Raw genomic sequence first — 19,741 nt, forward strand, 5'->3', positions numbered from 1 at the left:
GTATGAAGTATGAAGTATGAAGTATGAAGGTTGAAATACGACATTTCCTCCTGGAGGCTCTTACCCCTAGTATATTTCGGCTTCAACAAAGCACCCATAACCAAGGAAAGCGGCACAAACAAAACATTTCATACTAGCCTGCGGCAAGCCGCTGCGCGTCTACATACTTCACACTTCATACTTCATACTTCACACTTCCCCTATTCCCTAACTGTTTATGGATCTAAAATCTCTCATTCGTGACATTCCCGATTTTCCCAAGCCCGGTATTTTATTTCGAGATATTACTACTTTACTGCGCGATCCCGAAGGGCTACGCTACACTATTGACTTTTTTGCTGAAAAATGCAGTGAAGCTGGTTTAAATGCAGATTATGTCATCGGTATGGAATCACGGGGGTTTATTTTTGGCGCGCCCCTAGCCTATAAATTGGGGGCTGGGTTCATTCCTGTGCGTAAAAAAGGCAAGCTCCCAGCTGCTGTTCACTCCATTGAATATCAGCTAGAGTATGGTACTGACTGCTTAGAAATGCACCAAGACGCTTTGCATCCAGACAGCCGGGTTTTAATTGTGGATGATTTAATTGCCACAGGTGGTACAGCCAGCGCAACAGCAAGGTTAGTTCAACAAATTGGCTGCGAATTACTTGGTTTTGGGTTTATTATCGAGCTACGAGATTTACAAGGGCGCAAACATCTACCAGGTGTGCCAATTATCTCGTTAATTGAATATTAATTATAGGTCGTTAGTCATTAGTTATGTGGCTAATGACTAAACACAAAGCACAAATTCTCAACGCAGCAAACCTCCGTTAAGAACTTTGTAGGAAAAGACAAAGGACAAAAGACAAATGACGGCTACAAAAATTTCCTTGGAGACCAGCCGAGATTGGCTAATTAGGCTAATCACGAGTGAAACGTTTATCTATGTGATCAAACGGATATTGCAAGCACTACTCACTTTATTGTTGGCATCAGCATTATCGTTTTTCATTATTAAATTGTCTCCAGGGGATTATGTAGATACTCTGCGGCAAAATCCCAAAATTTCCCCAGAAAGAATTGATGAAATTAGAAGGCAATTTGGCTTAGATAAATCTTGGCCTGAACAATATTTTTTTTGGTTGTGGCGGATATTTACCAAAGGAGATTTCGGTACAAGTTTTGTTTATCAGCGTTCAGTTGCTTCGCTGTTGTGGGAGCGAGTACCGGCAACTTTACTACTTGCGATCGCATCTTTAATTGTGACATGGGCGATCGCTATTCCCTTGGGAATTATCGCTGCTGTTAAACAAAATAAACTTACCGACCGCATCTTACAGATATTCAGCTACACCGCGCAAGGATTTCCCAGTTTCATTACTGTCATTGTTTTATTAATATTCGCTCAATATACCTCACCTTTGTTCCCAGTGGGTGGAATGACCAGCATTAACCATGATGATTTATCTTGGTTTGGTAAAATTATTGATATCGGCTGGCACATGATTTTACCTACAATTGCCTTGAGTATCACTAGTTTTGCAGGTTTGCAACGCATCACTCGCGGTGAATTATTGGATGTCCTGCGTCAAGATTATATTCAAACAGCCCGTGCCAAAGGACTATCCGAAAACAGAGTCATTTACTTTCATGCTCTCCGCAATGCTATCAACCCCTTGATTACTTTGCTAGGTTTTGAATTAGCTGGTTTATTAGGTGGTGCATTCATCGCTGAATTCTTCTTTAACTGGCCTGGTTTAGGCAGATTAACCCTACAAGCCGTTACCGCCAAAGACCAATATTTAGTTATGGCTAGTCTTGTTATGAGTGCCGTATTGTTGAATATTGGCAACTTACTTGCAGATTTAATGTTAAAAGTTGCCGATCCACGTATTCGATTAGACTCTTAAATATTAGTTATTAGTTGATAGTCAATAGCTAGTACAACAAGGCAAAAGTAAAAATAGTGATACTGCCAAAAAATTGTAGCTTGGGTTACGCTTCGCGTAACCCAAGCTTTAATTCCCTATTTTAGTCCGGTCACGCCACTACTCTATTTCACACTTCATACTTCATACTTCATACTTCATACTTCAAATATGCTTTCCGATGTTTATTATCTATTGCGTGTAAAAGCCGATGGTCGTTATCTTACAGCCCGTCCTAACGCTGAAGATAATGGTTACTTATTAATATTTCGGGAAAACTTTGATGCTTTAAGCTATCTCAACACCCATGCAGCCGAAGTAGCCAACCGCTTTGCTATCGAATCTCTACCTGGGAGCCAACTTAGCAGCGTACTCAAACGTTGGGGTTTTATTGGAGTAGCTGTTGTCACCGACCCATTATTACCCAAAATCGAATTTTTACAACACAAATAAATCTAAACAAAATTCCCTATTTTGCATCTACTTTACCTTCTCCGGTTAGTAGTTGGAGTTTTCTGAAAAGAAGCAAGTAACAAACAAACAATACCAATACTAATAAATGAATCCGCTACATTAAAAACAGCAAAATTAATCAAGCGAAAATCTAAAAAATCGACGACAGAACCTGAAATAAAACGGTCAATTCCGTTACCCATCGCCCCACCTAAAATTAATCCATATCCCAACTGATCTAAACGATTTAATACTGGCCCAAACAAAGCCAAAGCTATTAATACTAAACTAACTCCTAAAGATAACCAGCGTAGCCACTCCACTTTCCCACTGAACAAACTAAAAGCTGCACCCGTATTAGTCACATAAGTAAAGTGAAATACCCCTGGGATGAGTGCTAATGTCTCTCCTAATTTAAAGCTTTGTACTACCCAGTATTTTGTCAGTTGGTCTAAAAAAACAACAGTAAAAGCAGCTATCCAGTAAAGGTGATTTTTTAAAGTCATGGTTAAGTTCGTCAAAAGTCAAAGTCAAAGTCAAAAGTCAAAAGTCAAAAGTCATTCTATTGACTATGGACTATTGACAAAGGACTATTAACTAATAAAACATTAAATGCCGCAATAAATATGCTATTACGGTAACGGCACAGATGACAGCTAATTGTCCTGGAAGGGGAAACCAGGAATATTTGAAGATTGCTTGCGTTAAAGACAGGTTTTCTGTGCCTTGCCACTGAAAAAAGTAACTCATAAACAAATAAGTAATACCGCACAAATGGACAGTTAACAAGCCACACATACAGCTAAATGCTAGTGATTCTAGTTTTGGCCTAGCTTGAAACGCTATAAAGCCACATACCCATGCTCCCGGAATAAAACCCAACAAGTAGCCAAACTGTGATAACTTGACATAACCAAGACCGCCACCTTCAGAAAAAACCGGAAGTAAAGTTAATCCCATGACTAGATAGGCAATTTGTGAGAGCGCGCCAGCATTTTGGCCTCCCAGACAACCAACAAGTAGTACCGCACCAATTTGACAGGTGACACCTAAAGGAAAAGTTTGAATTCCGTGCTGACTCCAACTCCAAGGCAAGGTGATACCATAGGCTTCGAGGAAGGTTCCACCCATTGTCAGGAGTAAGCCAATCATAGACCATAATAATTGATTGGAAGCGGCAAACATCTATAAGGCAAAAGCAAAAAGCAATAGCAACCAGTATAGGCATTAATTAGAAAAATAGAATTTTTTGCTTTTAAGGTAGGTGATTATGAATTTTAGATATGAAAAAATTTTCTAATTCTTTCTTAATTGCCACTGTTAATGATGAAAATTTACGGAAAATAATGTAAAAATATTTACATTTTTATCTCAAGTATATGCTTTTGTGGTTGATTTTGGATAAAAATTTATGAAAGATTTTGGCGACAAATTATTTTAGCGATCGCACTCCATTTCATCCAGTTAATCAGATATTAAATTTAAAGTCTTCGCTTTTTCTTTTAACTAATGTTTGCCTAACTTTAATCAACTAGTATTAATATTTTCTAAAGTTAATTTTCTATTTTGCCCACACATAGCAACAACTGAGGTTCTATTTCCCTAAATTAATTTACTTGAAGTTGCCTCTGTTCTTCAAAGATATCATTTAAGTATCACATCTGAATTTGTCATTGCTTTACAAAATTTTTCCCGGGTTTATCCATAAAAATACTGTGCTAATTCACCTTTTTTAGATAGATTACGTTAGCTGAGACTCATTTAGAACTTCAAACATAGATTTTAAGTATAAATTGTATCATTTAAAGAAACTTAAAGAATATAAAATTTATCTAAAAAAGAGTTCTTTTTAGCTTTCTCTTAACCTTTTCTTTACCTGCGGATCTATCCTTTAGGAGTATGTTAGAGGCGCACGATAGGAAACTTAACCAAAAATTGATACCAATGCTTTCACATCTACACGCAATAAAAAATAACCGTTTTGCAGCTTCAACAGCAGTATTATTACTGACGTTGAGTCTGAGCGCTTGTGGTGGACAGCAAGGCTCAGACAATACAGCTAGCAAAGACGCACCTGCTGGTACAGCTAAAGATGCTACAGCCTCCAGCACCGCAAAACTAGATTTGGGTGGTAACGTTGCCTTAACCGGTGCAGGAGCTTCTTTTCCGGCTCCTTTATATGCAAGTTGGTTTAAAGACTTAAACACAAAATATCCCAACTTACAAGTCAACTACCAATCAGTTGGTAGTGGTGCTGGAGTTGAGCAATTCATTAAAGGTACTGTAGACTTTGGTGCTAGTGATGTGGCAATGAAAGATGAAGAAATTCAAAAAGTGCCACAAGATAAAGGCGTAATTTTATTGCCAATGACAGCTGGTAGCATTGTTTTAAGCTATAACTTACCCGATGTTGCAGAACTGAAACTACCACGAGCAGTTTACACGGATATCTTGTTAGGCAAAATCAAAAATTGGAACGATGCCAAAATTAAAGCGGCTAACCCAGACGCTAAGTTACCCGACCAAGCAATTACGGTAGTACATCGTTCTGATGGTAGTGGTACTACAGGCGTATTTACAAAACATCTGAGTGCTATCAGCCCAGAGTGGAAAAGCAAAGTTGGCGACGGTAAAACCGTGAACTGGCCAGTGGGAGTTGGGGCGAAAGGTAATGAAGGTGTCACTGCCCAAATCCAACAAACTCAAGGCTCCATCGGCTATGTTGAATATGGCTACGCTAAACAAAATAATCTCAAATTTGCTGCTTTAGAAAACAAGGGTGGTAAATTTGTTGTACCAACTGATGAATCAGCTGCTAAAACTCTAGAAGCAGTAACTTTACCCGCAAATCTGCGTGCTTTTATTACTGACCCTGAAGGTGCAGACTCCTACCCCATTGTTACCTACACATGGATTTTAGCTTACAAAAAATATGCTGATCCGGCCAAAGCCAAAGCAGTAGAAGCATTAATTGAGTACGGTTTGACAGAAGGTCAAAAAGTTGCTCCTGAGTTAGGTTATGTACCACTACCTCAAGCTGTGATTCAAAAAGTAGCGACTGCTGCTGATCAAATCAGCCCAGACTACAAAATAGCAGTTGGTGGCAGTACCAGTGCTAGCAAGTAGCATTCAAAAAATAGTGAATATTTAACAGACTCAAATGAGGCATCTACAGTCAAAATTATCTGGTTAATAAGATAGGAGCAAAGCAGTTAACTTTTGACTAGCTGATGTCTCAATTCTTAAAAGTCGAGATTAATAATTTCACTATTTTTCACTGTTCAGATATTTTTCTCTAATCGAACCATTAAAGTCAGTATACATGGCTACAAATTCTCAGAATTTGACATCGGCAATTAAAAATCGCTCGGAACTCGGCAGAACGGTAGATCGAGGCTTTATTTGGTTGACTCGAATTTTTGCCTTAGCTGTTGCCGGGACTTTATTATGGATTGCTTTACAAGTTACCATTGGTGCTTGGCCAGCCATTCAAGAATTTGGGATCAGCTTTTTAGGCAAGAGTACCTGGAACCCAGTTAACAGTGATTATGGGGTACTACCTCAAGTTTATGGAACTTTAGTTAGTTCCTTAATTGGACTTTTGCTAGCTGTGCCGATTGGTGTTGGTACAGCTGTTCTATTAAGTGAAAATTTCCTCCCAGCCAAAGTCAGACTAGTATTGGTGTTCTTGGTAGAACTGCTAGCAGCTATTCCTAGCGTTGTGTATGGGGTGTGGGGCATCTTTGTCTTGATTCCGATTTTGAACAACGTGGGTAAATGGTTGAATCAATCGTTGGGTTGGATACCCTTTTTTAGCACTGAGCCTACAGGCCCAGGAATGTTACCGGCGGGAATTATTTTGGCAATTATGACTTTGCCAATTATCACAGCCATATCCCGTGATGCTTTAATTTCTGTACCATCAACTTTACGCCAAGCATCTGTAGGTTTAGGTGCAACTCGTTGGGAAACGATTTTTAAAGTACTTATACCAGCTGCCTTTTCGGGAATTGTCAGTGCTGTGATGTTAGCACTAGGCCGAGCAATGGGAGAAACTATGGCAGTTACCATGTTGATTGGTAACTCTAACAATATTAGTCTTTCGCTATTAGCTCCAGCCAATACCATTTCTTCTCTATTAGCAAATCAATTTGCAGAAGCTAGTGGTCTACAAGTTGCAGCGTTAATGTACGCTGCTTTAGTTTTGTTTGTATTAACACTGATAGTCAATATTTTGGCAGAGTTTGTGGTTCTGAGAGTGAAGCGACTGTAGCTTATTTGTGGATTAAATTATGACTTCTCATTATCCTGAAAGGAGTTTAACTCGTGTCTCGATGTCTCCCCGGACATTGTTTAATACCTCAATGACTGTGGTAGCATTTCTCTGTGGGGCGTTGGCACTTTTGCCGTTGCTGGCTGTTCTTTCTTACGTTTTGATTCAAGGTTTCAGCAGTCTGAATCTGAGCGTGTTCACTGAATTACCACCTGCACCATTAAGAAAAGGTGGTGGTTTTGGAAATGCCATTTTAGGAACTTTGCTGATGGTTGGGATTGCGGCTTTAATTAGTATTCCATTTGGGGTAATTGCCGCAATTTATCTGACAGAATTTAGTTCTGGTAAAATAGCTAGATGGGTAAGGTTTGCGACTAATGTCCTGAGCGGTGTGCCTTCAATTATTGCAGGTGTATTTGCTTATGGCATTGTAGTCTTGACATTAGTTAGGCTGAACTTAGGTTCCTATTCAGCTATTGGCGGAGGATTTGCTTTGGCAATTTTGATGTTGCCAATTATTGTGAGAACAACAGACGAAGCTTTACAACTAGTGTCGCAAGATTTACGACAAGCATCTGTAGGTTTAGGTGCAACTAACTTACAAACAGTTACACAAGTTGTGCTACCAGCGGCCTTACCAGCCATTGTAACTGGTTCAACCTTAGCGATCGCCAGAGCCGCAGGAGAAACAGCACCACTCTTGTTTACAGCTTTATTTTCGACTTTCTGGCCGAATAGTTTATTTCAACCCACAGCATCTTTGGCTGTTTTAGTCTATAACTTTGCGATTTCTCCATTTAAAAATTGGCAGTCACTAGCTTGGGCAGCATCTTTAATTTTGGTGTTAATGGTTTTGATTACCAGTATTATTGCCCGTTGGGCAACTCGCCAAAAAGCCTAATAGAAATGCTGAAGTATGAAGTCTGAATTATGAAATGAAGCAAGTCATCTACGACAGGACTTTATTTCTGTTAAAAATCTTACTTAGTCAATTCACGACGCACGTCATAGCACAGTTGCATTGCCATCCCTAACACTTAAATTAGAGCATTTATGGCTACTAACATTAGCACAGCGAACATTACCGACACCGTATTACGTACAGAAAATCTGAACATCTATTACGGTAAATTTTTAGCATTGCAGAATATTTGGTTAGATATCCCAAAAAATAAAGTTACAGCTTTTATCGGGCCTTCTGGTTGCGGTAAAAGTACATTGCTTCGGTGCTATAACCGCCTCAATGATTTAATTGAGTCTTTTAGAGCCGAAGGTAAAGTTTTTTATTACGGTAAGAATTTATACGCAACTGATATTGACCCTGTAGAAGTGCGTCGCCGCATTGGGATGGTGTTTCAAAGACCAAACCCATTTCCAAAATCAATTTATGAAAATATTGCTTTTGGTGCGAGAATCAATGGCTATAAAGGCAATATGGATGAACTAGTCGAACGGAGTTTGCGTCAAGCTGCTTTGTGGGATGAAGTGAAAGATAAATTAAAACAAAGCGGTTTATCTTTGTCTGGTGGACAACAACAAAGATTATGTATTGCTAGAGCCATAGCAGTTCAACCAGAGATTATCCTCATGGATGAACCTTGCTCGGCACTAGATCCTATCTCTACCTTGCGAGTAGAAGAACTAATTCACGAGCTAAAAGAGCAATATACAATTGTTATCGTTACCCACAATATGCAGCAAGCTGCACGGGTATCTGACAAAACAGCCTTTTTCAATGTGCGTCCGACAGAATCAGGTGGCAGAATTGGCTATTTAGTCGAATATGATGCCACAGAAGTCATCTTTAACAGCCCTAAACAAGAAGATACCCGCGATTACGTCAGTGGCAGATTTGGTTAAAGATTATCTTCGTTGTTGAAGTCTCAAAAACTAGGGGTGCAAAAGCTTGATGGCTCTGATTGTTTCATTTTGCATCCCCAACAAAATATTTGTAAATCATACTTAGGTATGAGCTATATTAATAAATCTTGCCTTCTCACATCCATAGCAGAGCTAAATAATTTTTGAACCATTAGATCCCCACTTTGCAGAAAGTTGGGGGTCTTAGTTTTGGGAATTTTCGCGTCAGTATAGTTAAGTTTAATTGTGAGTTAGAATACAATTTTTGCTATTCTTACCCACCAACGTGAATTCCTGGCCTTCTTGCGGGATTTTTTTCGGCGCGGCGCAGTACTTCACGGGTAACTACAGCAATATCACCTTCACCAAATAGAATAAATCGCAACAAATATTGGATGGGATTTCCTTCTACCCAACCGAAGTATGCATGAGGAATTTTACCTGTTTGATCGCGAATGTACAAGAGTAAGGCTGCGATCGCATTTGGTACGGCTGCACCTTCCGCCCGGAGAACGCGGTAATTACCAACTTGTTCGCCTTTAACTTTAATCACGTTGGCAAACTCTGAAGCATCCGATATTGTAATTTCTAAAAAGAGAATCGGATCTGTAGGGGGAATATGGTTATCTTCGCGCACCTCTTTCTCTTTTAAAAAATACTCTTGTTCATCGCCTTCATTCCGACGATTGGCGATTAATCGAATTGCGCCTTGGCTTTCTTCAACAATAAAATCATGGGCGTAATCATCAACTTCAATTTGTTCAACCCGCAATTCTGTAGAACGCCAAACTCGTGATACCAGGGAAGTTAAAATGATTGCACTGATAAAGAAAGCGGCAATTCTAATCCCTTCAGGTCGTTCAATAATATTAACAACAGTCGTATATATAAATACTAAGGTAATAATTGCAAAGATCAATTTGCCCTTAGAGGCATTTTGCCGATAAGCAGCTAGGGTAACAGCAAAGGCAGCAGAACTAATTAACACCAATACACCAGTAGCGTAAGCTCCTCCTTGGGCTTCGACATTGGCGCGGAAAATTATGGTCACGACAAAGGCGATCGCTGTATACACCAATACTAATGGTCTGGTTAATAATGCCCAACTCGGAGCCATACCATAGCGTGGTAAGTAGCGAGGCACAATATTTAATAGTCCAGCCATTGCTGATGCGCCCGCAAACCACAAAATAGAAATCGTGCTTAAATCATAAATTGTCCCGAAGCCATCACCTAAGTAAAGGTGGGCTAGATAAGCTAGGGCGCGTCCGTTGGCTTTACCGCCTGTGGCAAATTCTGAGGCGGGAATCAGGAGAGTTGTCACAAAACTACTGGTGAGCAAAAAGAAGCTCATAATGACAGCCGCAGCTGTCAGCAGCTTGCGGGTATTGCGAATTCTGCCTCTAGGCAGATTGGATGTATCGTTGCTGTCTCCTTTGACAAGGGGCATCACGGTTACACCCGTTTCAAAACCTGATAAGCCCAAAGCTAGTCGCGGAAACAACAGAATCGCTATGCCAATGATCATCAAAACGTTGGAATTACCTGCAAACAGGGCTGTTTGCCAGTTGGCGATTGTGTCTGGATGAATCGCAACTTGATATAAACCAACACCAATTACAATAAAGTTTAAGAATAGATACACTCCTACCAAAAAGACTGCAATACCAATTGCTTCTTTAAAACCTCTCAGAAAAACCGCACCGAGTAATGCGATTAAAATCAAAGTAATAGCAATGCCTTGATCGTGAAGCAGACTTGGGGTCAGGGGATTTTCGATAATATGGGCTGTAGCATCAGCAGCCGAGAGTGTAATTGTAATAATGAAGTCGGTTGCCACAAAACCAAGTAAGCACAAAACCAATAATTTTCCTTGCCACCAAGACAGTAAATGCTCCAGCATGGCGATAGAACCTTCACCATGTGGACTTTTACCTGCAATGCGCCGATAAATTGGTAATGCACCAAACAGGGTTAGTAAAACCAAAATTAATGTTGCTATCGGCGAAAGCGCACCTGCGGCGAGTGCCGCAATACCTGGCTGATAACCGAGGGTAGAAAAATAATCTACACCCGTGAGACACATAACTTGCCACCACGAATGCTGGCGGTGTGTCTCTTCCTTACGATATGGGCCTTCCTTCTCTCTGCGGTTTTTGTTTTCTGCCAACAACCAGTGGATAACTTTTTTGCGGAGACGTTTTGTGGAAAAAGTTGATTTAGCCATTAAATGCAATTTTGTAGTAACAATCGACTGTGTAACCTGAGAGAACACAGTTTATTATTAAATTGATCTGTCCTTAGCTACGTCCGCCTACGGTAGAAGAGTAGGTTTAAAACCATACCTAGCATTCGCCAAGGGAATTTTTACTTTGGGCAGTTACGAGCTTTATTATAAGGTCGATTTGTATTAGTAACTTAGGAAATATATAGTACTTATATTTAATTTTTGGCAAATCTTCATATCTGGAAGCTGGACATTCCTAACCAAATTTTAGATTGATGGACAATGCCCAGCTTATCTAAGAAAACTTACGGCTATTCTCTGGTAAGCAATCAAGTAATAGCGATCGCCCAAATTGTGCCATACTATCAATCTTGTGGCGATTTTCGGTCACAGTTTATTACATACCCAGCTAGGGTTTTTATGGGCTAAGTAATTTTGCTGATTTAACTTTAAGATATATCGGCATTCTGTTGACGAACCTCTGGCAGTCTCCACCAAGGAACCTGTGGATATTCATGATGTTCTTGGTGGTAGATAAAATGATACGAAGTGAGAAAAGACAAAAAAACCGGAAGTGCAACACTTTGAGCGCGATGAGGATTAGTGTAACCTTCCTTTGGTTCTTTATGTGTTAAGTATGTTCCAAAATAAAATAACTGAATTGAGCTTAGAAGTGAAGGCAAACACCAAAATAAAATCAAATTTACTGGAGATAAGTGTAGGATAAAACGCAAAAAATTAAAAATCAGTGTCCAGCCTAATAATTGTTTCCAAGTGCCGTAGTTGCACATAAAATGAAAATACCAAGCCCAAAAACTTTTGTGTTCACCATCATGAAAATCTGGGTCTTTTTGACTCCCTGGATATTTATGATGTCGCCAATGCTTCTGCACTAAGTCTTGATAAGGAAAAAGACCATATAAAGCTACACATATTGCCCCAATCAAATTATTAATCTTAGGATGTTTGGAGAAAACTAACCCATGCATAGCATCGTGGGCAGTAATAAATAAACCTGCGTATAAAAACGTTTGCCAAATTATCCCAAGTCCTATCCAGCAAAAATTAACTTTATCTATATCTACTAGCAATAAAAAAATTAAACTAATAGTCCATGTTCCTAAAATAATACCAGCAATTAATAATCCTAGAGCAAATATATTTTGTTCGCTAGTGAGCATCTTGAGATAATCCAAATTTTTGTCTGCTGCTGATGTTGATTTTGCTTGGGTCACGCTTAAACTCCGATAAATTAAGTTAATCTTATTGGCTAAATAACTATATATTTATTTAATGTTTTTACAGTAATTACCGCAAATTATATCTTAATTTATTTAGATAGCAATTATCTTAACTGGCAGCAAACAATAAATAGGAGAGCCGTTTGCTCATCATTTATTTAATAACATAGTATCATCTAAAATTTGAGGACTTGTAATTTTATGATGGCATAGAGAAATCTTATTGGATTTACAAACTTATTTGTTAAAAGAGGGAACAGGAAATAGAGAAAGGGTAACAGATTTATTTGGCTATCATTTAAAACTGCTATGTTAATCAAAAATAACAGGGAAAATCTCTATCTACAGATTAATTTTTGCTACTAACATAAAGATTAATTTAAGTACAGATATGATAAAATATAAAGCTATATATTTTTAGATAAATCGGTAATTATTAACTGTTATATAGAAGAATTCTATTAATAGTTAGGTGATTTTATGCAAAGTAAAGTAAAAGAAATTAGCTATAGCAAAATCCACACCTAAAAGTATTCGGTTGCTTGGTCAAGCTTTTTAGTCAGGTTGTTAACCTAGAGAAGCAATGAATTATCTATGCAAGCATGAGCAAAAATCATAACCCTTAGTTTATAGATTTTTTAGCGAAAAATTTCATGACGATAAAAAACTGGTTTTTAACAGCAAGACTAGCGTTTTTAGTTTTAATTATGGTTTTACTCACAAATTCTCTTGGTCGTACTCAACCTATTACCCAACTCTATGTGTTTGGAGATAGTCTATCGGATGCAGGAATGGTATTTCAGTCAACAGGAGGAATGTATCCGCCTAGTTCAACATATTTTCAGGGACGTTACTCAAATGGTCGTGTTTGGATTGAGTATCTAGCCGATCGCCTGCATTTAAACAGCAAGCAAACCAACAATTTTGCCTATGGGGGCGCAACTACTGGCAATTTGAGCAGTAGTTATGTACCTAGCTTGCTCACGCAAGTCCAATCATTTACCCAGACACATCAAAAGGCAAACCAGAATGCTTTATATGTAGTGTGGGCAGGGGCAAATGATTATTTGCAAGGGGTAAATAATTCTACATATCCAGTGGAGAATGTGACAACAGCGATCGCATCTTTGACTAATGTTGGTGCAAAAAAAATACTGGTGGGGAACTTACCAGACTTAGGCAAACTACCCGCAACCAGTACAAACAATAATGCTGTGCAACTTAGTGCTTTAACTCAAACCCACAACCAAAGCTTGCGGCGCTCGCTTAAAGTACTAACTCAACAGCATTCTGATTTGGAGATTGTTACACTAGATGCCCATAAACTTTATCAAGAGGCAATTAATCATCCCTCTGCTTTTGGTTTGAGCAATGTTACGAGTGCTTGTCTGGCAAGTTCTCAAGCTGCTTGCAGCAACCCAGATAAATTTTTATTTTGGGATGGCATTCATCCCACAACTACCGCCCACCAAATCATTGCAGATACAGCCTTTGCTGCACTTACAGAAGCAGGAATTATTCAACGTCCCGAAATTAGCCATCAAGGTTAGTTGGTGAAAAACCCTAGGCCCTGGCTTTCCACATTCCATGAAAGCTATGGGGAACGACACTAGGCAATGCTAGTTGACAAACTGGTTCTGCATCTAAGCGATCGCTATCAAAGATCCAAACTTCGCTACTATGACAATTGCCATCATAAACAACAGTTAGCACCCAACTTTGCTGATGATTTAAGGCATCTTGAACAGTTAGAGATTCACAAGGATAACGATTTTCGCCTAGGTTTGCTTCCGTGAGCGTTTGACTTTGATGATCAAAGCGGGCGATCGTGTTTAATAATTCTTGGCTAATGTCTGTTCCTTCACGGAATAAACACATATAGGTGTAGCGCGAGATTTGTCCCACATTCTGCGGTGGAACATTAGGAAATTCACCAGTCCTATCTAACAAAGTTTCAATTGTTTTTACTTTGCCAGTTTGGGGTTGTAATACTAACCGCGTCAATGTATTTTTAGCGATGTTGTGAGTTTCTCCGGTGGCAACTTCTTTGAGATATTGGTTGGTTTGAAAGTCGGCATAGCGAGTAAAATCTACAATCACTGCACCATGATCATCGACATAAGCATTGGCAAAATGCCATTGAAACCAAGCCTCAGTTTCTTGGCGACTGACCAAAGATAGATTTTCGCGGTCAATTACCAAAATTTGAGTCCCGAGATCAGGTTGCCACTTGAGCGAATCGCTGTAGCTGCTGGTTCCCATAATTATCGGCAAAATATCTAACCGCACTGCTGGAATAAAAAAGACAAGATACTTTCCTGCTAAAACAAAATCATGAATTAAGGGAATACCTGCTAGTTGAAACTGGGATTTTTGAATAATTCGGCCAGTCCAGTCACTTTTATAAATATTTAGTGTTGCATTTAATCCCAGACTGAGACCAAAGTTAAAAATTTCTTTGGTCTGAGCATCAATTTTTGGGTGAGCAGAATAAAACCATCCTGTCTTTAAACCACCCAAATTATCTAAACCTTGAGTTTCTAATGTTTCTAAATCTAGCGAATGAGGATGGCCACCTTCCCAAAGTGCTAATAGTTTATCGGGTAATGCTAATACCGAAGTATTAGCAGTATTTTTTGTGAGTTTTTGCCATTTCTGCCAAATCAGCCCTGGTGCAGTTGTGCCATAGTTACCATAAAGCAATTTACCTGCTGTAGTTTCTTGTTGATAACCCGCAGTCTGTACGTAGCGATAAATGCCTGTAGCTCCTGCATCATGAAAATTGACCGCGAGAATTGCTCCATCGCCGTCAAACCAATGTCCCATTTGAGTATTACCGCGTTTTAACCGTGCCGGGCCATTACGGTAGAGTGTGCCGCGTAAACCTGCCGGGATTTTGCCAGAGAGAATTGGCAGTGGCGTGAGGGGAAATTCTGTTGCAGGTTGAGATATTGCACCTGCCCAGGCTTTTTTTGCTGGTTTTTTATTCATTGTTTGCATAATAAATTACTATAGCAATCCTGGATGATTTATCAAATATTGGAGTAGCTAAAAAATGACAATTTAACTGATATACATTGAGTCCTTTTTATATAGATGTGATTATTTCTAAAGGTAGTTGCTGTCATAAATGCAGAAAAAGGGATTATTCGCTCAATACGGTTCAGTTAAGAGAATAGTAGGTTGGGTGTAGCGATAGCGTAACCCAACAAAGTATGCGTGAATGTTGGGTTCCGTTCCTCCACCCAACCTACACCAGTCTAAGTTGTTGCCTTAACTGAACTGTATTGATTATTCGCTCGGAATTCCGTTATGGCAGATTTCCAAGAATAATTCCATTACCTTCTTTAGTCCAAAATGATAAAGTTCAAGCTGAATATAAAGATGGTATTCTCCGCTTAAATTTGCCTAAATCGGAAGCGGAAAAACAAAAAGTTGTCAAGGTTAATATCGGTTAATTTACATTTGCACCTAGCCCAAGCAAATGTTTTAGAGAAATGGCATAAAAACTTAAAGTATGGGAATTTCATTATTGCCTATTGCCCGCTCTTGAATTTTATTTTCATGGAAAACTATCACAGATTTTGTTTATTCCTGATGGCAGCGTAAATTTAAATCTCCGGGTAGATAAGCGATCGCATACTCAAATACAACAATAAACTATGTAGTGTTGTTCTTCTGCTCACTCTAGGTAGATGCAATGTGTTATTCCAGTAGTAAAATCTAGAAAAACTAGAAGTCAGCCGATTTGTGCATTACGACAGTTGACCTCTGGGCTATTAACTGTATTTATCTTTGATTCATTAGCGATCGCGTTTACCAAAACAGTATTACAGTTAGACTTTGTAATAGTGGAGCGGACACAGTGAATCATTCAATGCCGCCACACAGTTTTGAGGATGTCTTTGCGGACGGTGGAGAAATGGGATTGCTGATGCGATCTCTTGACTGGTCACAAACGCTCTTAGGGCCAGTATCAACATGGGCGCAAAGTTTAAAAACGGCAATCAGTATTATTTTAAATTCTCGTTACCCAATGTTTATTTGGTGGGGTAAAGAATATGCTAATCTCTACAACGATGCTTACCGTCCAATTCTTGGTGCAAGTAAACATCCGCAATATTTAGGGCAGTCAGCCAAAGATTGCTGGGCTGAAGTCTGGGATGTTGTCGGGCCGTTAGCTGATAGTGTTTTGAATACAGGTCAGCCTACTTGGTCAGATAATCTGCGACTGTTGATGGATCGTTCAGGCTATCTTGAAGAAACCTATTTTACTTTTTCCTACAGTCCGATTCGAGATGAAACAGGCGGTGTAGGTGGAGTTTTTTGTGCAGTCATTGAAACTACCGAAAGAGTAATTGGTGAGCGTCGTCTCCGCACCCTTAGAGAACTCGCCGCCAATACAGCTGCTACTCAAACAGTTACAGCAGCTTACAGTATAGTGGCAGATACCTTAGCCCAAAATTTGACAGATATACCGTTTGCTTTACTTTATCAAATAGAATCAGCAGGCACACAAGCGCGTTTAGTAGGGGGAACTGGGATTACAGCAGGAACTTCTGTAACGCCTGAACAAGTTGATTTGACCCAAGAAAATTCTCCTTGGCAGCTGATAGAAGTTAAGCAAAGCAAGCAAGCTAAGATGATTGAGAGTTTGCTACCAGAAATCGGCATAAATTCGGCATCATCGGCGTTAGTTATTCCTATTGCCCAATCAGGCAAGCCAGAATTAGCCTGTATAGCTGTACTAGGCATCAGTCGGCAACGGGCATTTAATGATGAATACCAGGGATTTTTTGATTTAGTCGTCAGTAATATTACCACAGCGATCGCTAATGCTGAGGCCTATGAAGTAGAACGCCAACGCGCCGAGACATTAGCCGAATTAGATAGAGCAAAAACAATATTTTTTAGCAATATTAGCCATGAGTTTCGTACACCCATCACACTCATGCTAGAGACAAGTGCCACTTATATAGCAGAAGCCTTACGTTGGCTACCAACCGCAGGAAATAGGGCTGGGGGAACAGAAAACAGAGAAAATCAGCCTCACCTCCAGCATCTAGCTTCTGGCTTTTCTTCTGGTCGCATTCTTCTTGTAGACGATAATGCAGATATGCGCGAATATGTGCAGCGTCTGTTAAGTCTACATTATCAAGAAGTGATTGCCGTAGAAGATGGTATTGCCGCTTTGGCTACTATTCGCCACACAATGCCAGATATCGTGATTACAGATATTATGATGCCCAGACTAGATGGTTTTGGCTTGGTAAAAGAGCTAAGGGCAGATCCTCAGACAAAAACTTTGCCAATTATTTTGGTTTCTGCGCGTGCGGAAGAAGAATCTTGTGTGGCTGGTTTGGCAACTGGAGCAGATGATTATTTAATTAAACCCTTTTCGGCGCGTGAACTATTAGCTCGCGTTGACGCTAATCTCAAAATGTCCCAAATTCGGCAAGAAGTTGCCCGTTATGAGCAGAGATTACGCTATGAAGCTGAGGCAGCCCGTAATCAAGTTATTACAATTCTCGAAAGCATTACTGATGCTTTTGCCGCCTTTGACCGAGAATGGCGTTATACCTACGTTAACGAACAAGCTACCCAACTGCTACAAAAAACCCGCGAACAGTTATTGGGTAAACATCTTTGGCAGGAAATATTTCCTGAAGTGAAAGAACAACTGGTTTATCGAGAATTTCACCGTGCTGTTAACGAACAAGTTGCAGTTGTTTTAGAAGAGTTTATTGAAACTTTAGGTAAATGGCTGGAAATCCATGCTTATCCTTCACCTGATGGGCTAGCTGTTTATTTTCGAGATATCACAGCCCGGAAAAACGCAGAATTAGGATTACGGGAGAGTGAAGAAAAGTTTCGGAATATTGTCCAAACAGCCAACGAAGGTGTGTGGTTAATTAATCACCATGCTCAAACACTCTACGTCAACGAGCAAATGTCAACTATGCTTGGCTATTCTGCCAGAGAAATGATTGGTAAGCCGGTATTGGATTTTTGTTTTCCGGAAGATATTACTTTAGTCAATCAAAATATTCAAAAAAATTTGGATGGTAATGTTGACCAATTTGATTTTCGCTTGCGTCGGCGCAATGGTCAAGAATTACTCTTGTTAGCTTGTACCAGCCCAATGCGAGATGGACAAGGAAAGATTATTGGCGCACTGGGAATGTTTACAAATGTTACAGACCGCAAACGGGCTAATTTAGCATTACGTCAAAACGAAGAACGCTATCGTTCTTTAGTTGCGGCAACATCAGCAGTAGTATGGATGACAAATGCTCTAGGTGCTGTTGTCGATTTACAACCATCTTGGGAAGAATATACAGGGCAAACCTGGAATAAGTATGCTGGCTGGGGTTGGTTGCAAATGATCCATCCAGATGATCAAGAGCGTGTAGAATTACGCTGGCAACAAACATTAGCTGAAAAAACACTCTACGAAATAGAAGCACGGTTGTGGCATCATGCCACTGGTGAATATCGTTATATTATTGCGCGTGCAGTTCCGGTGTTAAATGCAGATGGTTCAGTCAGAGAATGGATTGGTACAAATACAGATATACACGAACGCAAACAATTTGAAGAAGAACGCAATAGTTTACTTGCTCGTGAACAAGCAGCCCGCGCCCAAGCAGAAGAAGCTAACCGCGTTAAGGATGAATTTTTAGCTATTTTGTCTCACGAATTACGTTCACCGCTCAACCCTATTTTAGGTTGGTCAAGATTACTGCAAACTCAAAAATTAAGCCCCGATAAAACTGCGGAAGCTTTGGCTACTATTGAACGCAATGCTAAATTGCAAACACAATTAATTGACGATTTATTAGATGTTTCGCGCATCCTAAGCGGAAAACTCAACTTAAATATTACACCAGTTGATTTATCTTTTATTATTGAGTCGGCAATCGAAACAATGCAAACTGCGGCTGTTGCCAAGTCAATTGTGATCAAAACTCAATTAGACTTCGTTGGCAAAGTTGCAGGTGACTCAGCAAGGTTACAGCAGATAGTTTGGAATTTACTTTCTAATGCGATTAAGTTTACCTCAGAGTATGGGCAAGTTTCGATCAAATTACAACAGGTTAGCAAATACGCGCAAATTACTGTGAGTGATACAGGTAAAGGTATCGAGCCAGAGTTTTTACCATTTGTTTTTGATTATTTTCGTCAAGCTGATGCTTCTATTACACGTAAATTTGGCGGCTTGGGATTAGGACTAGCGATCGTGCGACACTTAATAGAATTACATGGTGGTACAGTCACGGCTACCAGTCCAGGTGAAGGACTAGGGGCAACTTTTACCGTCATGTTGCCATTGTTGCCTGACCAATCACAAAATCAGCCAGAGAATCAATCTAGCAACTCGGTATTAGATTTAAGCGGAGTGCGCGTTTTAGTTGTGGAAGATGATACTGACTCGCGCGAATTTTTAGTTTTTGTTCTAGAACAGTATGGTGCAACAGTCATCGCCACAGCCAACGCCGCCGCCGGATTTGAAATATTGCCACAATTTCAGCCAGATGTGTTGATTAGTGATATTGGGATGCCTGTTGAAGATGGCTATAGTTTAATTCGCAGAATTCGCGCTTGGGAAACAACACAAGCAAAAAAAATTCCCGCGATCGCTCTTACTGCTTATGCTAAACATGAAGATAGCCAACAAGCATTAGCCGCAGGCTTTCAAAAACACCTAGCTAAACCTGTTGAGCCTGCGGTGTTAGCAACAGCAGTGGCTAGTATACTATCGGTATCATGGCATTAA

At 39.7% G+C, this 19,741-nt stretch carries 15 protein-coding genes and 1 pseudogene; 11 read left to right on the top strand and 5 right to left on the bottom strand.

Annotation, left to right across the window (positions count from 1 at the left end):
• Nucleotides 1-217 precede the first annotated feature (217 nt).
• From H6G69_RS08425 to H6G69_RS08435, 3 genes are all read left to right on the top strand, one after another.
• Entirely contained in the window at nt 218-736 is a 519-nt protein-coding gene (locus H6G69_RS08425) for an adenine phosphoribosyltransferase (protein WP_190684506.1), read from the top strand.
• A gap of 115 nt (nt 737-851) precedes the next feature.
• Complete coding sequence (locus H6G69_RS08430; RefSeq protein WP_190684509.1) at nt 852-1,892, top strand: ABC transporter permease; 1,041 nt, start codon at nt 852-854, stop codon at nt 1,890-1,892.
• A 189-nt stretch (nt 1,893-2,081) separates the two neighbouring features.
• Complete coding sequence (locus tag H6G69_RS08435) at nt 2,082-2,363, top strand: hypothetical protein (protein WP_190684511.1); 282 nt, start codon at nt 2,082-2,084, stop codon at nt 2,361-2,363.
• 32 nt (nt 2,364-2,395) lie between these two features.
• Here the strand turns inward: H6G69_RS08435 and lspA are convergent, their stop codons facing one another.
• Together lspA and H6G69_RS08445 are read right to left on the bottom strand one after the other, a co-directional pair.
• Nucleotides 2,396-2,869: a signal peptidase II gene (lspA, locus tag H6G69_RS08440; protein WP_190684514.1), complete on the bottom strand. Its 474-nt coding sequence runs from the start codon at nt 2,867-2,869 to the stop codon at nt 2,396-2,398.
• Between the two features lie 91 nt (nt 2,870-2,960).
• Nucleotides 2,961-3,548 carry a biotin transporter BioY gene (locus tag H6G69_RS08445; protein WP_190684517.1) on the bottom strand — a complete coding sequence of 196 codons (588 nt, stop codon included), beginning with the start codon at nt 3,546-3,548 and terminating at the stop codon, nt 2,961-2,963.
• A 759-nt stretch (nt 3,549-4,307) separates the two neighbouring features.
• On the opposite strand from H6G69_RS08445, the gene pstS reads away from it, so the two are divergent.
• The 4 genes from pstS (at nt 4,308) to pstB (ending at nt 8,496) form a co-directional block, all read left to right on the top strand.
• Nucleotides 4,308-5,489, top strand: coding sequence for a phosphate ABC transporter substrate-binding protein PstS (gene pstS / locus H6G69_RS08450; protein WP_190684519.1), 1,182 nt, complete (start codon nt 4,308-4,310; stop codon nt 5,487-5,489).
• A 196-nt stretch (nt 5,490-5,685) separates the two neighbouring features.
• Nucleotides 5,686-6,636 carry a phosphate ABC transporter permease subunit PstC gene (gene pstC / locus H6G69_RS08455; protein WP_190684521.1) on the top strand — a complete coding sequence of 317 codons (951 nt, stop codon included), beginning with the start codon at nt 5,686-5,688 and terminating at the stop codon, nt 6,634-6,636.
• 19 nt (nt 6,637-6,655) lie between these two features.
• Complete coding sequence (pstA, locus tag H6G69_RS08460; protein ID WP_190684523.1) at nt 6,656-7,537, top strand: phosphate ABC transporter permease PstA; 882 nt, start codon at nt 6,656-6,658, stop codon at nt 7,535-7,537.
• A gap of 152 nt (nt 7,538-7,689) precedes the next feature.
• Nucleotides 7,690-8,496 (top strand): phosphate ABC transporter ATP-binding protein PstB, encoded by an 807-nt coding sequence (gene pstB / locus H6G69_RS08465; protein WP_190684526.1) that lies wholly within the window; start codon nt 7,690-7,692, stop codon nt 8,494-8,496.
• 274 nt (nt 8,497-8,770) lie between these two features.
• Here pstB and H6G69_RS08470 read toward each other — a convergent pair whose 3' ends face one another.
• Nucleotides 8,771-10,723 carry an APC family permease gene (locus H6G69_RS08470; protein ID WP_190684528.1) on the bottom strand — a complete coding sequence of 651 codons (1,953 nt, stop codon included), beginning with the start codon at nt 10,721-10,723 and terminating at the stop codon, nt 8,771-8,773.
• A 282-nt stretch (nt 10,724-11,005) separates the two neighbouring features.
• Between H6G69_RS08470 and H6G69_RS08475 the strand changes: the two genes are divergently transcribed.
• A complete protein-coding gene (locus tag H6G69_RS08475) occupies nt 11,006-11,152 on the top strand; it encodes a hypothetical protein (protein WP_190684530.1) in 147 nt (48 codons plus the stop codon).
• 20 nt (nt 11,153-11,172) lie between these two features.
• On the opposite strand, the gene crtW is transcribed toward H6G69_RS08475, so the two are convergent.
• Nucleotides 11,173-11,958 carry a beta-carotene ketolase CrtW gene (gene crtW, locus H6G69_RS08480; protein WP_313950330.1) on the bottom strand — a complete coding sequence of 262 codons (786 nt, stop codon included), beginning with the start codon at nt 11,956-11,958 and terminating at the stop codon, nt 11,173-11,175.
• Nucleotides 11,959-12,617: 659 nt separating this feature from the next.
• Here crtW and H6G69_RS08485 point away from each other — a divergent pair.
• The gene (locus H6G69_RS08485) at nt 12,618-13,514 is read left to right on the top strand and encodes an SGNH/GDSL hydrolase family protein (RefSeq protein WP_190684532.1); all 897 of its coding nucleotides are present in this window, start codon (nt 12,618-12,620) and stop codon (nt 13,512-13,514) included.
• 13 nt (nt 13,515-13,527) lie between these two features.
• On the opposite strand, the gene H6G69_RS08490 is transcribed toward H6G69_RS08485, so the two are convergent.
• Entirely contained in the window at nt 13,528-14,964 is a 1,437-nt protein-coding gene (locus H6G69_RS08490; RefSeq protein ID WP_190684534.1) for a carotenoid oxygenase family protein, read from the bottom strand.
• Between the two features lie 296 nt (nt 14,965-15,260).
• On the opposite strand from H6G69_RS08490, the pseudogene H6G69_RS08495 reads away from it, so the two are divergent.
• Nucleotides 15,261-15,422: pseudogene (locus tag H6G69_RS08495) on the top strand (Hsp20/alpha crystallin family protein); the annotation flags it as partial.
• A gap of 419 nt (nt 15,423-15,841) precedes the next feature.
• A complete protein-coding gene (locus H6G69_RS08500; protein WP_190684538.1) occupies nt 15,842-19,741 on the top strand; it encodes a PAS domain S-box protein in 3,900 nt (1,299 codons plus the stop codon).

The organism is Nostoc sp. FACHB-110 (assembly GCF_014697425.1).
GTDB lineage: Bacteria > Cyanobacteriota > Cyanobacteriia > Cyanobacteriales > Nostocaceae > Nostoc_B.

Coding starts and splice junctions, on each gene's coding strand:
- H6G69_RS08425 (WP_190684506.1), top strand. CDS start 218: ATGGATCTAAAATCTCTCATTCGTGACATTCCCGATTTTCCCAAGCCC.
- H6G69_RS08430 (WP_190684509.1), top strand. CDS start 852: ATGACGGCTACAAAAATTTCCTTGGAGACCAGCCGAGATTGGCTAATT.
- H6G69_RS08435 (WP_190684511.1), top strand. CDS start 2,082: ATGCTTTCCGATGTTTATTATCTATTGCGTGTAAAAGCCGATGGTCGT.
- lspA (WP_190684514.1), bottom strand. CDS start 2,869: ATGACTTTAAAAAATCACCTTTACTGGATAGCTGCTTTTACTGTTGTT.
- H6G69_RS08445 (WP_190684517.1), bottom strand. CDS start 3,548: ATGTTTGCCGCTTCCAATCAATTATTATGGTCTATGATTGGCTTACTC.
- pstS (WP_190684519.1), top strand. CDS start 4,308: ATGCTTTCACATCTACACGCAATAAAAAATAACCGTTTTGCAGCTTCA.
- pstC (WP_190684521.1), top strand. CDS start 5,686: ATGGCTACAAATTCTCAGAATTTGACATCGGCAATTAAAAATCGCTCG.
- pstA (WP_190684523.1), top strand. CDS start 6,656: ATGACTTCTCATTATCCTGAAAGGAGTTTAACTCGTGTCTCGATGTCT.
- pstB (WP_190684526.1), top strand. CDS start 7,690: ATGGCTACTAACATTAGCACAGCGAACATTACCGACACCGTATTACGT.
- H6G69_RS08470 (WP_190684528.1), bottom strand. CDS start 10,723: ATGGCTAAATCAACTTTTTCCACAAAACGTCTCCGCAAAAAAGTTATC.
- H6G69_RS08475 (WP_190684530.1), top strand. CDS start 11,006: ATGCCCAGCTTATCTAAGAAAACTTACGGCTATTCTCTGGTAAGCAAT.
- H6G69_RS08485 (WP_190684532.1), top strand. CDS start 12,618: ATGACGATAAAAAACTGGTTTTTAACAGCAAGACTAGCGTTTTTAGTT.
- H6G69_RS08490 (WP_190684534.1), bottom strand. CDS start 14,964: ATGCAAACAATGAATAAAAAACCAGCAAAAAAAGCCTGGGCAGGTGCA.
- H6G69_RS08500 (WP_190684538.1), top strand. CDS start 15,842: ATGCCGCCACACAGTTTTGAGGATGTCTTTGCGGACGGTGGAGAAATG.